Annotated in this window: 11 protein-coding genes; 10 read left to right on the forward strand and 1 reads right to left on the reverse strand. The window is 59.1% G+C overall.

Annotated elements, in window-relative coordinates; all coding sequences use genetic code 11:
- Nucleotides 1–10: 10 nt before the first annotated feature.
- Complete coding sequence (locus TMS3_RS12140; protein WP_025165548.1) at nt 11–958, reverse strand: DUF1853 family protein; 948 nt, start codon at nt 956–958, stop codon at nt 11–13.
- A 105-nt stretch (nt 959–1063) separates the two neighbouring features.
- Between TMS3_RS12140 and TMS3_RS12145 the strand changes: the two genes are divergently transcribed.
- The 10 genes from TMS3_RS12145 (at nt 1064) to TMS3_RS12190 (ending at nt 15468) form a co-directional block, all read left to right on the forward strand.
- Complete coding sequence (locus TMS3_RS12145; protein ID WP_025165549.1) at nt 1064–1954, forward strand: NAD(+) kinase; 891 nt, start codon at nt 1064–1066, stop codon at nt 1952–1954.
- Nucleotides 1954–2928: a metallophosphoesterase gene (locus TMS3_RS12150; protein ID WP_200929660.1), complete on the forward strand. Its 975-nt coding sequence runs from the start codon at nt 1954–1956 to the stop codon at nt 2926–2928. Before TMS3_RS12145 ends, TMS3_RS12150 begins: the two co-directional genes overlap by 1 nt.
- Entirely contained in the window at nt 2925–3782 is an 858-nt protein-coding gene (locus tag TMS3_RS12155; protein ID WP_025165551.1) for a rhomboid family intramembrane serine protease, read from the forward strand. The genes TMS3_RS12150 and TMS3_RS12155 overlap by 4 nt, the downstream gene beginning before the upstream one ends.
- A 27-nt stretch (nt 3783–3809) precedes the next feature.
- Nucleotides 3810–4076: a YeaC family protein gene (locus tag TMS3_RS12160; RefSeq protein ID WP_025165552.1), complete on the forward strand. Its 267-nt coding sequence runs from the start codon at nt 3810–3812 to the stop codon at nt 4074–4076.
- A complete protein-coding gene (locus tag TMS3_RS12165; protein ID WP_025165553.1) occupies nt 4076–4903 on the forward strand; it encodes a DUF2797 domain-containing protein in 828 nt (275 codons plus the stop codon). The genes TMS3_RS12160 and TMS3_RS12165 overlap by 1 nt, the downstream gene beginning before the upstream one ends.
- 83 nt (nt 4904–4986) lie before the next feature.
- Nucleotides 4987–7674, forward strand: coding sequence for an aminopeptidase N (gene pepN / locus TMS3_RS12170; RefSeq protein WP_025165554.1), 2688 nt, complete (start codon nt 4987–4989; stop codon nt 7672–7674).
- Between the two features lie 658 nt (nt 7675–8332).
- Entirely contained in the window at nt 8333–10369 is a 2037-nt protein-coding gene (locus TMS3_RS12175) for a DUF1302 domain-containing protein (protein WP_025165555.1), read from the forward strand.
- A 66-nt stretch (nt 10370–10435) separates the two neighbouring features.
- Entirely contained in the window at nt 10436–11806 is a 1371-nt protein-coding gene (locus TMS3_RS12180; RefSeq protein WP_025165556.1) for a DUF1329 domain-containing protein, read from the forward strand.
- 197 nt (nt 11807–12003) lie between these two features.
- Complete coding sequence (locus TMS3_RS12185) at nt 12004–13095, forward strand: WD40/YVTN/BNR-like repeat-containing protein (protein ID WP_235576633.1); 1092 nt, start codon at nt 12004–12006, stop codon at nt 13093–13095.
- A gap of 18 nt (nt 13096–13113) precedes the next feature.
- Nucleotides 13114–15468, forward strand: a complete 2355-nt coding sequence (locus TMS3_RS12190) for an efflux RND transporter permease subunit (RefSeq protein WP_025165558.1) — start codon at nt 13114–13116, stop codon at nt 15466–15468.
- Nucleotides 15469–15480 lie beyond the last annotated feature (12 nt).

Genomic DNA, 15480 nt, shown 5'->3' on the forward strand with positions numbered 1-15480 from the left:
TTGTGGACGATTATTCCTCAGCCAGCGCAGGCCACTCATCGCCGACCAGAAAAACGCGTTCAGCCTCGTGCCAGTCGCCCTGCGGGCCGCTCTCCAGCCTGACCAGCAATTGCGCATTGGCCTGTGGCTGCAGGGCAGCGAACCAGTCCTTCAATTTTGCGTTTGACCATAGATCGTCTACCGCAACTCGCGCGGGTGCGAGCCAGGCATTACGTGGCAAAGGTTGCCAGCAACCGTCGGCACTCTGTTGGGTCAGGCTCGGCCAATCGCGCTGGTGCAGCCAGCGGCCTTTTAAATGCCGCGGGTTAGCCCCCAGTGGTGAGACGCAGCAGTTCGACCAGGGGTAGAACAGATAACCGCCGAGCCAGAGTGCCGCCTGAGCATGCACCAGGTCCAGCTCGGCCAGGGCCGCGCGCGCTTCGCCGCGGGCGGACAGCGGAAGTTGATGCTGACTCAGGTGGTCGAGCTTGATATCCAGGCGGTCCAGGCTGCCGGGGCCGAGCCAGTGCGCAGGCTGTTCGCCGCTATCCTGCTCGGGGCCGAGATAAAACTTGATCGCCAGCTCCAGGTGGTGAGTGCCTTCGTCATCGCGCAGCAGTAAATCCAGCTCACCCAGGGTATGCCCGCTCAGGCGGATCGGCAGATTGGCTGCGAGCAGTTCGATGTCCGGTGCGGCGCGCAAGGCGAACTGCCAGAGGCGTTCGTAATACAGGCCCAGACGGCGTACCGAGCTTCGCGCCAACCAGGACACCAGACTGCTACTGTCGTGGTCGAGCTGCAGCAGCCAGTCGGCCAGTGCTCCCGGGTGGCGAGCCCAATGGCTGGCACTGAACGGGTGGCGTTGCGGCCAGGGGGTGGTGCTCAGCAGCGGCTGCGAAAGCAGCACCCAGGCCAAGTCCCGCACTACAGGTTGGCGCAATTGCTGGGGCAGGTCGGCGAGCGAGGTGAAAGGTGTCATGTTGTCGAGAATAGCGCTTAATTTTCAGTAAAGGCTCAAGTTTGCCGCTGTTGCCAGCTTTCGCCCATAATCGAGCCCTCTAGATTCAGCGTTTGCGGGAGCACCATGGAGCAGTTTCGTAATATCGGCATTATCGGTCGCCTCGGCAGTACCCAGGTGCTCGACACCATCCGCCGGCTGAAGAACTTTCTGCTCGACCGCCACCTGCATGTGATTCTCGAGGACACCATTGCTGAGGTGTTGCCCGGCCATGGTCTGCAAACGTCCTCACGGAAGATTCTCGGCGAGGTCTGCGATCTGGTGATTGTGGTGGGTGGTGATGGCAGTCTGCTTGGTGCCGCGCGGGCACTGGCCCGCAGCAAAGTGCCGGTGCTCGGTGTCAATCGCGGTAATTTGGGCTTTCTCACCGACATTCGTCCAGATGAGCTGGAGCAGAAAGTCGCCGAGGTGCTGGAAGGCAACTACCTGACCGAAAACCGCTTTTTGCTGGAAGCGGAAGTGCGCAGGCATGGCGAGGCTATCGGCCAGGGCGATGCGCTCAACGATGTGGTGCTGCACCCGGGTAAGTCGACGCGGATGATTGAGTTCGAGCTGTATATCGATGGTCAGTTCGTCTGCAGTCAGAAGGCCGACGGTCTGATCGTCGCTACGCCGACCGGCTCTACCGCTTATGCGTTGTCTGCCGGCGGACCGATCATGCACCCCAAGCTGGATGCCATCGTCATCGTGCCGATGTACCCGCATACGCTGTCCAGCCGGCCAATCGTGGTGGATGGCAATAGCGAGTTGAAAATTGTCGTGTCCAAGGACATGTCGATCTATCCGCAGGTCTCCTGCGATGGGCAAAACCACTTCACCTGCGCGCCTGGCGACACCATCACGGTGCGCAAGAAACCGCAGAAGCTCTGCCTGATTCATCCGCTCGATCACAACTACTACGAAATCTGTCGTACCAAGTTGGGCTGGGGCAGTCGGCTCGGTGGCGGAGGGGCATGATGATTCTCGACCCGACCCGTAGTTATGACCTGATCGGCGACATCCACGGCTGTGCTCGCACCCTGGAGCGCTTGCTCGATACCCTCGGCTACCGCATACAGGGCGGCGTGTGGCGACACCCGCAGCGCATGGCGCTGTTTCTCGGAGATCTGGTCGATCGCGGGCCGCGTATCCGTGAAGCCTTGCACCTGGTGCGCGACATGGTCGTGGCCGGCGAAGCGCTGTGCATCATGGGCAACCATGAATTCAATGCCTTGGCCTGGAGTACCCCGGCGGCGCCCGGCAGTGGTCACCAGTACGTGCGCGAACACACGCCGCGGCATGCCCGGTTGATTCAGGAGACGCTGGAGCAGTTCGCGGCGTATCCGGCGGAGTGGCGCGAATTTCTCGGCTGGTTCTATGAGCTGCCGCTGTTCATTGATGCGGGGCGCTTCCGCGTCGTGCATGCCTGCTGGGATGCCGAGCTGATCGAATCGCTTAGCGCACAGTTTGCAGACGGGCGCATCAACGAGGCGTTTCTAAAGGCCGCGGCCGTGCCGGGCAGTTTTGCCAACACTGCCATGGATCGCTTGCTGCGCGGCACCGATATGCGCCTGCCGCATGGCCTGACCTTGACCAGCGATGAGGGCTTCACCCGCTCGCATTTCCGCACCAAGTTCTGGGAGGAAGATCCGCAGACCTATGGTGACATCGTTTTTCAGCCGGATGCCTTGCCGGCCCTGGCGGCGCAGACGCCGCTGAGTGAACTGCAAAAGGCCGAGCTGCTGAAATATGGCGCCGATCAGCCGCTGTTGTTCGTCGGCCACTACTGGCGCCGTGGCAAGCCGGCGCCGATCCGCCCTAATCTGGCCTGTCTGGACTACAGCGCGGTGCTGTACGGCAAACTGGTGGCGTACCGGTTGGATCAGGAAACGCGCCTCGATCCGAGCAAGTTCGTCTGGGTCGATGTGGAAAAACCGGAGGCGCCGCGATGACACCCGTGGCCGTTTTACGCTTGCCGATGCAGACCAACCTCAGCGGCTTTATCGAGCTGCTGCAGCGTTTGCAGGTTCCTCATCGAGTCTCCGAGGAGGCCGGTGAACAAGTGCTCTGGGTGCCAGGTGAGCAACTGGCCGAACAGGTGCGTGATCTCTATAGCCGTTACCCGCAAGGTGATCCGGCTGTACGGCTGGCCGCTGCGTCCGGACCGGCACAAGGGTTTGCCCAGCAGTTGAAAAGCCGCCCGCTGACGGCCGGGATGTTGCTGCTGACAATGCTGGTTGCGGCCTTGACCCTGCTGGGCGAGAACTTTGCGGTGATTCGTTGGCTGAGCTTCGTCGATTTCCGCATCCAGGGTGATTACATCTATTTCAGCTACCTGGCCGAAACCTTGGCAACGGGGCAGTGGTGGCGTTTGCTGACGCCGATGCTGATCCATTTCGGCATTCTTCACTTGGCAATGAATGCGCTGTGGTACTGGGAGCTGGGGCGGCGTATCGAGGCGCATCAAGGCACCTGGATGCTTCTCGGGCTGACCCTGTTGTTCGGTCTGGTCTCGAATTTGGCCCAGTACAGCTTCAGCGGACCATCCTTGTTTGGCGGTTTGTCCGGGGTGCTCTACGGGCTGCTTGGGCACTGTTGGCTGTACCAGCGTTTGGCGCCGAACGCCGACTACCGCCTGCCGCCTGGGGTGCTGGTGATGATGTTGGCCTGGCTGCTGATCTGCATGACCGGCATCTTCGAACTGCTGCAATTTGGTGCTATTGCCAATGCCGCGCATGTCGGTGGTCTGCTTGCCGGTTGTACCACTGGCCTGCTGGGCGGTGCGCTGGCGCGTCAGCGCCGTTAAACTGCCGCTTTGTATTCGGAGGCCCGCATGTCGTCCTTTCTAGAAACTATCGAAAACATCACCCCGGAGATCTACCAGAGCCTCAAGCTGGCTGTGGAAATCGGTAAATGGGCCGATGGCCGTAAGCTGACTCAAGAGCAGAAAGAACTCTGCCTGCAGGCGCTGATTGCCTGGGAAGTGCAGAACCTGCCGGAAGATCAGCGTATCGGCTATATGGGCCCGCAGGAGTGCAGCTCCAAGTCCGCGCCAGTGCCGAATCTGCTGTTCAAGACCTCCGCGGATACCCTGCACTGATGGTCGAATTAGCACGCGGTGCCCTGAGCAAGATGGCGGCACGTCTGGAAGCCCCAGTGCAGTACGCCTTTCGGCTGGACGATCAGGAAATACCGGTCAACCCACTGATCGGCAAGAGTCTGCGTTTGGAATACCTCGGCGCCATCCACTGTACACATTGCGGGCGCAAGACCAAGACCAGTTTCAGCCAGGGTTACTGCTACCCCTGCATGCAGAAACTCGCACAGTGCGATATCTGCATCATGAGTCCGGAGCGCTGTCACTATGACGCCGGCACCTGCCGCGAGCCGAGCTGGGGCGAACAGTTCTGCATGACCGACCATGTGGTCTACCTGGCCAACTCATCCGGGGTCAAAGTCGGCATTACTCGAGGAACTCAGGTACCTACCCGCTGGCTGGATCAGGGTGCGAGCCAGGCGCTGCCGATTCTGCGCGTGGCGACCCGCCAGCAGTCGGGCTTCGTCGAAGACCTGCTGCGTAGCCAGGTGGCGGACAAGACCAACTGGCGTGCCTTGCTCAAAGGCGATGCCGCGCCGGTCGATCTAGCGGCGGTGCGCGACCAGTTGTTCGACAGCTGTGGCGAGGGCTTGCTTGAGCTGCAACAGCGCTTCGGCCTGCAAGCCATTCAGCCGTTGAGCGATCAGCAACCGGTCGAGATCGCCTACCCGATCGAGGCCTATCCGGCCAAGATCACCAGCTTCAACCTGGACAAGAACCCCATCGCCGAAGGCACCTTGATCGGCATCAAGGGCCAGTACCTGATGTTCGACACCGGAGTGATCAATATTCGCAAGTACACGGCCTACCAGTTGGCCGTGCACGCCTAGCGGGCCTGCACCAGTAGTCGACAACCAAAAAAATTCGCACATTTGGGCCTAGCCACGGCCCTGAACCAAAAGGGCCACAAGCCATGCGCAGCGAACAGCCGAAGATGATTTACCTCAAGGACTATCAGGCGCCTGATTACCTGATCGACGAGACGCACCTGACCTTCGAGCTGTTCGAGGATCACAGCCTGGTGCATGCGCAATTGGTGATGCGGCGTAATCCGGCCTGTGCGGCCGGCGACCCGGGCAACGATCTGCCGCCGCTGGTGCTGGATGGTCAGCAGCTCGAGTTGCTGGCGCTGGCACTGGATGGGCAAGCATTGACCGAAGCGGATTACCAGCTCAGCGACAGCCACTTGAGCTTGCAACCGAAAGCCGCGAGCTTCGTGATCGACAGCAGCGTGCGCATCCATCCGGAAAGCAACACCGCCCTGGAAGGCCTGTACAAATCCGGCAGCATGTTCTGCACCCAGTGCGAGGCTGAGGGTTTCCGCAAGATCACCTATTACCTCGACCGCCCGGACGTAATGAGCAAGTTCACCACCACGCTCAGCGCCGAGCAGCATCGTTATCCGGTGTTGTTGTCCAACGGCAATCCGATTGCCAGCGGCCCGGAAGAGACTGCCGCTGGAAAGAGTGTTCGGCACTGGGCGACCTGGGAAGATCCGTTCATGAAGCCGGCCTACCTGTTCGCATTGGTGGCCGGCGACCTGTGGTGTGTGGAAGACAGCTTCACCACCATGAGTCAGCGCGAGGTGGCGCTGCGTATCTATGTCGAACCGGAGAACGTCGACAAGTGCCAGCACGCCATGGACAGCCTGAAGAAGTCGATGCGCTGGGACGAGGAGACCTATGGTCGCGAGTACGACCTGGACATCTTCATGATCGTCGCGGTCAACGACTTCAACATGGGCGCCATGGAAAACAAGGGCCTCAATATCTTCAACTCCAGTTGCGTGCTGGCCAAGGCCGAGACCGCCACCGATGCCGCGCACCAGCGCGTAGAAGCGGTAGTGGCGCACGAGTATTTCCACAACTGGTCGGGCAACCGGGTGACCTGCCGCGACTGGTTCCAGTTGTCGCTCAAAGAAGGCTTCACGGTGTTTCGTGATGCCGAGTTCAGCGCCGACATGAACTCGCGCACTGTCAAGCGCATCGAGGACGTGGCTTACCTGCGTACCCACCAGTTCGCCGAGGATGCCGGGCCCATGGCCCATCCGGTGCGCCCAGATGCCTTCATCGAGATTTCCAACTTCTACACCCTGACCGTGTACGAGAAGGGCTCGGAAGTGGTGCGGATGATTCGTACCCTGCTCGGCAGCGAAGGCTTCCGCAAGGGCAGCGACCTGTACTTCGAGCGCCACGACGGTCAGGCGGTGACCTGCGACGACTTCATCAAGGCCATGGAGGATGCCAATGGCGTCGACCTGAGCCAGTTCAAGCGCTGGTACAGCCAGGGTGGCACGCCGCGTCTGGCGGTCAGCGAGGCCTATGATGCAGCGGCCAAACGCTACAGCCTGACCTTCAGCCAGAGCTGCCCGGCTACGCCGGGGCAGAGCGAGAAGCTGCCGTTCGTCATCCCCGTGGAGCTGGGTCTGCTCGTTGCTCAGGGCGGCGAGTTGCCGCTGCGTCTGGCAGGTGAGGCGGCTGCGTCAGGCACCTCGCGGGTGATCGCAATCTGCGAGGCGGAGCAAACCGTGATCTTCGAAGATGTGGCTGAGCGGCCGCTGCCGTCGCTGCTGCGCGGTTTCTCGGCGCCGGTGAAGCTGAGCTTCCCCTACAACCGTGATCAACTGATGTTCCTCATGCAACACGACAGCGATGGCTTCAACCGCTGGGAGGCGGGCCAGCAACTGTCCGTGCAGGTGCTGCAGGAGTTGATTGGCCAGCATCAGCGCGGCGAGCCGCTGGTCATGGACCAACGCCTGATCGCCGCCCTGCGCAGCGTGCTGGACAACCAACAGCTGGATCAGGCCATGGTCGCCGAGATGCTCTCGCTGCCGGGCGAGGCTTTTCTCACCGAGATCAGCGAGGTGGCCGATGTCGAGGCCATCCATAGCGCCCGTGAGTTCGCCCGCCTGCAGCTGGCCGAGGCACTCTACGAGCCGTTGTGGCAGCGCTACCAGGACAACCGCGACGTCTCTCGCAGCAGTACCTATATCGCCGAAGACCAGCACTTTGCCCGGCGTAGCTTGCAGAACATCGCGCTGTCTTACCTGATGCTCAGCAGTAAGCCTGAAGTGTTGGCCGCTTGCCTGGAACAGTTCGAGGCGTGCGACAACATGACCGAGCGCCTGACGGCTTTGGCGGTGTTGATCAACTCGCCGTTTGGAGCTGAAAAAGCCAAGGCCTTGGCCAGCTTTGCCGACTTCTTCAAGGACAACCCGCTGGTCATGGATCAGTGGTTCAGCGTGCAGGCGGCCAGTGCCCTGCCGGGTGCCTTGGCGCGGGTGCAGCAGCTGATGCAGCATCCGGCGTTCACCCTGAAGAACCCGAACAAGGTACGGGCTTTGATTGGTGCCTTTGCTGGGCAGAACCTGGTGAACTTCCATCAGGCCGACGGCAGTGGTTATCGTTTCCTGGCTGACCAGGTGATCACCCTGAATGCCCTCAATCCGCAGATTGCCTCGCGCTTACTGGCGCCGTTGACCCGTTGGGGTAAATACGATGCGGCGCGCCAGTCCCTGATGAAGGCCGAGCTGGAGCGAATTCTCGCGTCCGGCGAGCTGTCCAGCGATGTCTTCGAAGTGGTCAGCAAGAGTCTCGCCTAAGGGCTGCTCTGTTCCTCTGAAAGTGTTACTCGTCTCTGGCGGGTAACACTTTTTTGTTACTTAAAAGAATTTCAGCAGATTGGCTTATGCGCTTTCTTACTTAAGATTGCGCCGGCAGGCTTGACTGTGCCTGCTTTTCCTGCGGCTGATTCGCAGTGGCTGGTCGTGTGAAGGGACGTAACGCGTCAGGTTGTCAGACAAAACAGGCCAGCTTTTGCTGGCTTTTACATTATTTGTTCAGTGAATGATCGGTCACAAAAAGGATTGATCGGTTCTGTGTTCGCTGGGTGGCTGGTTTTGATACGGTCGTTTGAATTGGCACTATGGTTGCAATACCGCTATGGATTCGGCCCCGCAATGGTGCATGCCTAGCGGTGAGGCGCGTGTAACAGAGCGTTGAAAGGTTCGCGAGCGACGGCTAGGGCGCCTCCACTTCCACGGGTAGCGGCAGTTTCCGCACCCATGTATGCGGGGCGCAAGACGCCACGCAGCGATGCGGAGTAACAGCCGAGGGCTGTCCACGATGACTTTCAACGGCCTGTAAGCGCGTAGGGAAACGCCTGCCAATCAACAAAAAGTCGTCGTCAGTACGGCTATGTCGTGCCCCGGTTCGTGGGCGCAAAAAGAATGATCTGTTGGTCCACGGAGTGAAGTCTCGATGGAAATTAAGTCCCGCAAGCCCGTATTGCGATTTGCGCCAGCCAAGGCCGGTTTTGCATTTGTCGGCATCCTGCCGTTGCTGGTTGCCGCCCATGCTCACGCGGTTGAGTTCAGCTTTGCCGACAATGAAATCGCCGGCTCCATCGATACCACCGTGTCCTATGGCCAGCTGTGGCGGGTGCAGGGCCAGGACAAGAGCAACAACGACATCAATACCAATGACGGTAATCGCAACTTCGATACCGGCCTGGTTTCCGAGGTGTACAAGATCACCTCCGACATGGGGGCGACTTACAAGAACTATGGCTTGTTCGTTCGTGGCACGGCTTTCTATGACACCCAGATCATGGATAAGCGTAACGACTACTACAACGCCAACGATCCGGTGCAGCCGAGCCAGAGCTTCCCCAAGGATGATCGCTTCACTTACCAGACTCGCCACAAGGCCGGTCGCGATGCGCAGATCCTCGATGCCTATGTCTATGGCAACTGGGATGTGGCCGACATGCCGGTCACCGCACGCCTGGGGCGTCAGGTATTCAACTGGGGCGAGGGCATCTTCTACCGTGGCGGCATTAACACCACCAACCCGGTAGATGCGGCCAAGTTCCGCTTGCCGGGTTCCGAACTGAAGGAAGTACTGGTGCCGGTCGAGGCGCTGAACTTCAGTGTCGGCCTGACCGACAATCTGTCGATGGAAAGCTTTTACCAGTTCAACTGGAAGGAGTCGGCTATCGACCCGGTCGGGACTTACTTCTCCGAGACCGACTTGTTCGCCGATGGTGGCAACACCGCTTACAGCGAGCAGACGGCTCTGGCGGGTCTGCAGCCGCTCTATACTGGGCTTTCCGCGGGCAAGGTCGGTGGCCTGGGCGGCAACGACTTCTTCGACAGCAACGGCACCATCAAGGTAGCGACTATTGGCAGCGACCTGAATGCCAAGAACGACGGGCAGTTTGGCGTGGCTTTCCGCTATATCGCCGAGGAGCTGAACTCTACCGAGTTCGGCTTCTATTTCGTCAACTACCACGCCAAGGAGCCGACCATCTTCGCCGAGGTGGACAGCAGTTTTACCGGCCTGGATTTGGCGACCATTGCTGGGGCCGCTACCCCGGCGCTGACCCCACAGGTGCAGCAGGGCGTTGCGGCTCAAGCCGGCGTGCCGTTGGCTACTTTGCAGGCGGTAATTGCTAACCCAGCCCTTAATCCGGCGCTCGCTCAGGCCTATGCCGATGCGTTAACTAACACGGTGAACACCGCCGTAGGTGGGCTGGCTGCAGTCGATCTGGCCAACAACGTGATCGGCCGCCGCGAGTATGCCGAAGACATCCGCATGTACGGCATGAGCTTCAACACCACGGTCGGCGAGGCTTCGGTATTCGGTGAGCTGGCCTATCGGCCGAACATGCCGATCGGTATCGCGGCCACCAATGACCTGCTGGGCGACTTGCTTACCCAGGCGGCGTTTCTGTCATCCGGTCGCACGGCGAATATCGGCGGGCAGGCTGTTCAGCTGGGCGATGAGATCCATAACTCAGAGCGAGTCGAGGCATTCAATGCCTCGCTGGGCACCGTGTATAACTTCGGCCCGACCCTCGGCTTCGATTCGCTGTTCGGTGTTGCCGAGCTGGCTTCCGAGCATTTGCGCGGCAGCGATTTGCAGTACCAGTCGCGCAACGGTAACCGTTACTACGCGGGCCGTCCGAACGGTTCCTATGTCTCCGGTTATGACCGCGATGACCAGATCAACAAGAACGCCTACGGCTACACCCTGATGCTGTCCGGTACCTGGAATGACGTTTATGCCGGGGTGAACCTGTCGCCGTTTGCTGTTTACAAGGATGACTTCGAAGGCAACTCGCACCAGACCGGTAACTTTATTGAAGGCCGCAAGGCGTACACCCTCGGTATGCGTGCCAGTTACCTGAACAGCCTGGAAGCCGAAATTCAGTACACCGAATTCTATGGCGCTGGTCAGAACAACTCGGCGCGCGATCGCGACAACATCGGTCTGAACGTCAAGTACTCCTTCTAAGCCTTAACCAGAACCCTAGTGGGTGCCCGTGGGCGCTCGCTCGACGATTTATCACGGAGAAATACGATGTTGATAAAACATACGCTGATGGGGGCCGCCATTGCGCTGGCACTGTCTGCAGGAAGCGCGCTGGCGGCGGTTTCGCCACAAGAAGCGGCCAAGCTGGGCGCTAGCCTGACCCCGTTCGGTGCCGAGAAGGCGGGTAACGCTGCCGGGACCATACCTGAGTGGACGGGTGGTATCACCCAGGCGCCTGCTGACTACAAGGCCGCGGGTCAACATCACCCGGATCCATTTGCCAGCGACACGCCGCTGTTCACCATTACCAAGGCCAACCTGGACCAGTACAAAGACAACCTGACTGCAGGTCAGATTGCGCTGTTCAATACTTACCCGAACAGCTACCAGATGCCGGTGTATCAGACTCGTCGTTCCGGCTCGGCACCGCAATGGGTGTACGACAACAGCATCAAGAACGCCACCAGCGCCAAGCTGCTGGATGGCGGTAATGGCTTCTCCGAAGCCTATGGCGGCATCCCGTTTCCGATTCCACAGAATGGGGTTGAGGCGCTGTGGAACCACATCACCCGCTATCGCGGTAGCTATATCGTGCGGCGCGCCTCGGAAGTAGCAGTGCAGCGCAATGGCGCCTACTCACTGGTGACCTCGCAGCAGGAAGCCTTGTTCAAGTTCTACGACCCGAAAGGCTCGTACGCCAACATGAACAACATCATGTTCTACTACCTGTCCTTCACCAAGAGCCCGGCACGCCTGGCCGGTGGTGCGGTGCTGGTACATGAAACTCTGGATCAGGTGAAAGAGCCTCGCCAGGCCTGGGGCTACAACGCCGGCCAGCGCCGCGTGCGCCGCGCGCCGAACTTGGCGTATGACACGCCGATCGCCGCTGCAGATGGCCTGCGCACCGCCGACGACACCGATATGTTCAACGGCGCTCCGGATCGTTATGACTGGAAATTGGTGGGTAAGAAAGAAATTTACATCCCGTATAACAACTACAAAGTCACCAGCCCTGAGGTTAAGTACGAAGACCTGCTGCAGGTTGGCCACTTGAACCCGGCAGTAACGCGCAACGAGCTGCACCGTGTGTGGGTCGTAGAAGGCACGTTGAAGTCCGGCGCTCGTCATATCTACTCCAAACGCACCCTGTACCTCGACGAAGACAGCTGGCAAGCAGCGGTAGTCGATCAGTACGACGGTCGTGGCGAACTGTGGCGCGTGTCGATCGCCTATCTGAAGAACTATTACGACCTGCCGACCACCTGGTCAGCACTTGATGTCTTCCACGATTTGCAGGCGCGCCGTTACCACGTACAGAATCTTGACAACGAAGAGTCGGACACCATTGATTTCAGTCAGCCGATTCCGGATGACGGTTACTTCAAACCGGCCGCCCTGCGTCGACGCGGCACCCGTTAAAGGTTAGGTAGTCTTGGCCAAAGGCCGCTACAGTTGTAGCGGCCTTTTCGTATTCGTCAGTCGAATAGGCTGTCAATCACGCGGGTTTGCCTTAACAAAACATAACGACTCACTGATTGTCAGGCCTTTCGAAAGCTCGATAGCATAGGCGGCCTGCTAAATGGCAGTACCAGCTATAACAATAAAGGGGAAGGTATATGAGTGAGCCCGTCATGCGGCGCACCCTGGCCGGTCATGCTGCGGGATTGTTCCGCGCTCCGGTGTTGTGCGTCCACTCGCCGCTGGCTAAAGCACTCTCGCTGTGCAGCGTGCTGTCGATGCTGACTTTTGTCGCTGCGCCACTACAGGCACAAGCTGCCACCGGTTCAGCTACCAGTTACTCCATCGAGTCACCCAAAGCGGTAAAAAACCTGCTGCTGGATGTCGCCGCTGTTGGCAAACGCTTGGTGGCAGTGGGTGATCGCGGTCATATCCTTTATTCCGATGATAACGGTGCCAATTGGACGCAAGCCAAGGTGCCGACCAAACAATTGCTCACTGCGGTGTTCTTTGTCGATGATCAGCATGGCTGGGCTGTAGGCCACGACGCGCAAATCCTCGCCAGCACAGATGGCGGCCTGACCTGGGTCAAACAGTTCGAAGATTTAGAGCGTGAGGCGCCGTTGCTCGACGTCTGGTTCAAGGACCCCAATAACGGCTTCGCCGTCGGTGCCTATGGGGCTTTGCTGGCAACCACCGATGGTGGGGCGAACTGGGAAGACGTCAGCGACCGTCTGGACAATGAAGATGGATATCACCTGAATGCCATTGTTGCGGTCAAGGATTCTGGGTTGTTCGTAGTCGGTGAATTGGGCGGCATGTTCCGCTCGGTCGACTGGGGGCAAACCTGGGAAACGCTCCAAGGTCCGTACCAAGGTTCTTTGTTCGGTGCCTTGGGCACGAATGAAGCTGGCACCCTGCTGGTGTACGGCCTGCGTGGCCACCTGTTCCGTTCTACCGACTTTGGCGATAGCTGGCAGCAGATTGAACTGAATACCCCGAACAATGGCCCGCTTAAGTTTGGCCTGGCTGACGGCAATTTGTTGGCGGATGGCTCGATCGTGGTGGTCGGACATAGCGGCACCGTGCTGAAAAGCACGGATCACGGTCGTAATTTCAATTTGGTCAACCGCGCTGACCGGCTTTCGCTGGCCGGTGTGGCTGCAGTGGATAACGGCAACCTGATTCTGGTGGGGCAGGGCGGCGTGCATGTCGCTTCGCCAACTGGCGCCGATCTGGGCCAACAATAATAAGCCGGGAGAGTTTGCATGAGTAAGCATCAACAACAACCTGCGTCTTTCCTGGAGCGGTTGATATTCAACAACCGTCCAGCGGTGATTTTGCTGTGCCTGTTGATCAGTGTTTTTCTGTTCTACCAGGCTTCACAAGTGCGCCCGCAAACCAGCTTCGAGAAGATGATTCCGCTGGGGCATCCGTATATCCAGAAAATGCTCGAGCATCGCAATGATCTGGCGAACCTGGGCAACACCGTGCGCATCTCCGTGGAAGCGGTTGAGGGCGACATCTTCAGCAAGGAATACATGGAGACGCTGCGTCAGATCAACGACGAAGCCTTCTACATTCCTGGCGTAGATCGTTCTGGTCTGAAGTCATTGTGGAGTCCGAGCGTACGCTGGACCGAAGTGACCGAGGAAGGCTTCGCCGGTGGCGAGGTGATTCCGCAGACCTACGACGGTTCATCGGACAGCCTCGAGGAGTTGCGTAGCAACATTCTCAAGTCCGGGCAGGTCGGCCGCTTGGTCGCCAACAACTTCAAATCGAGTATCGTCGATGTGCCGCTGCTGGAGTCCTATCCCGACCCGAACGATCAGAGCAAGCTGATCCCCCTGGACTATCAGCAGTTTTCCCACGAACTGGAAGAGAAGATTCGCGAGAAATACCAGGCGCAGAATCCCAATGTGAAGGTGCACGTCATTGGTTTTGCCAAGAAGGTTGGCGACCTGATCGATGGCTTGGTCGGTGTGGCGCTGTTCTTTGCCGCGGCCATCGGCATCACCTTCGTGTTGCTGTTGTGGTTCACCCGTTGTTTCAAGAGTGCCTTGACGGTGGTGGTGACCACCCTGATCGCGGTGATTTGGCAGCTCGGCTTGCTGCATACCCTGGGTTTCGGTCTCGATCCCTATTCGATGCTGGTGCCGTTCCTGGTGTTTGCCATCGGCATTTCCCACGGTGTGCAGAAGATCAACGGCATCGCCATGGCCTCGGGTGAGGCGACTGACTCGCTGTCTGCCGCGCGGATGGCTTTCCGTCAGCTGTTTATCCCGGGTCTGGTCGCACTGTTGTCGGATGCTGTGGGCTTCGTCACCTTGCTGCTGATCGACATCGGGGTAATTCGCGAGCTGGCCATCGGCGCGTCGATGGGCGTGGCGGTGATCATCCTGACCAACTTGATCCTGTTACCGGTCATGATCTCCTACATCGGTATTGGCAAGAAGGCGGTCCAGCGCAGCCGCGAGGATGCCGACAGGGACCACCCGCTCTGGCGTTTGATTTCCAATTTCGCCCATCCGATGATCGCTCCGATTTCCGTGGTGATTGCCTTGGGTGCGTTAGGCGGCGGTATCTGGTACGGCCAGAACCTGAAGATCGGTGACCTCGATCAGGGCGCCCCGGAACTGCACCCCGACTCACGCTACAACCTGGACAACGACTTCGTCATCCGCAACTACTCGACCAGTTCCGATGTGCTGGTGGTGATGGTCAAGACTGGGCCGGAGCGTTGCTCAACCTACCCGGCACTGTCGGCCATGGATGAGCTGATGTGGAAGATGGAGAACACCGAAGGCGTGCAGTCGGCCATCTCCATGGTCACGGTATCGCGCCAGGTGATCAAAGGAATGAACGAGGGCAACCTGAAGTGGGAGACCCTGTCGCGCAATCAGCACGTATTGAACAACTCGATTGCCCGCGCCGATGGCTTGTACAACGCCGATTGTTCGGTGGCACCGGTGCTGGTGTTCCTCAACGATCACAAGGCGGCAACGCTGGAGCGTACCGTTGCGGTCGTAGAGGATTTCGCCAAGGAAAATAACACGGAAGATCTGCAGTTCATTCTGGCGGCAGGTAACGCCGGTATTGAAGCGGCTACCAACGAGGTGATCGCTGCGTCCGAAACGACCATGCTGGTGGCTGTCTATGCGGCGGTGAGCATCATGTGTCTGCTGACGTTCCGCTCCGTGGCCGCCACACTCTGTGTCATCCTGCCGCTGGTGCTGACTTCGGTGCTGGGTAACGCGCTGATGGCCTATATGGGCATTGGTGTGAAGGTGGCGACCCTACCGGTGATTGCTCTCGGCGTGGGTATTGGTGTCGACTACGGCATCTATATCTATAGCCGCCTGGAAACCTACCTGCGCCAAGGGCTGTCGTTGCAGGAGGCCTACTATGAGACCCTCAAGTCGACCGGTAAGGCCGTGTTGTTCACCGGCGTCTGTCTGGCGATCGGGGTGGCAACCTGGATCTTCTCGGCAATCAAGTTCCAGGCGGATATGGGACTGATGCTGACCTTTATGTTCCTCTGGAACATGATTGGGGCGATCTGGCTGCTGCCTGCTCTGGCGCGCTTCCTGATCAATCCGGAGAAGCTGCGCAATAAGGCCTGAGCCTGATTCGCA

The sequence above is a fragment of the Pseudomonas taeanensis MS-3 genome, assembly GCF_000498575.2.
Classification (GTDB): Bacteria; Pseudomonadota; Gammaproteobacteria; order Pseudomonadales; family Pseudomonadaceae; genus Aquipseudomonas; species Aquipseudomonas taeanensis.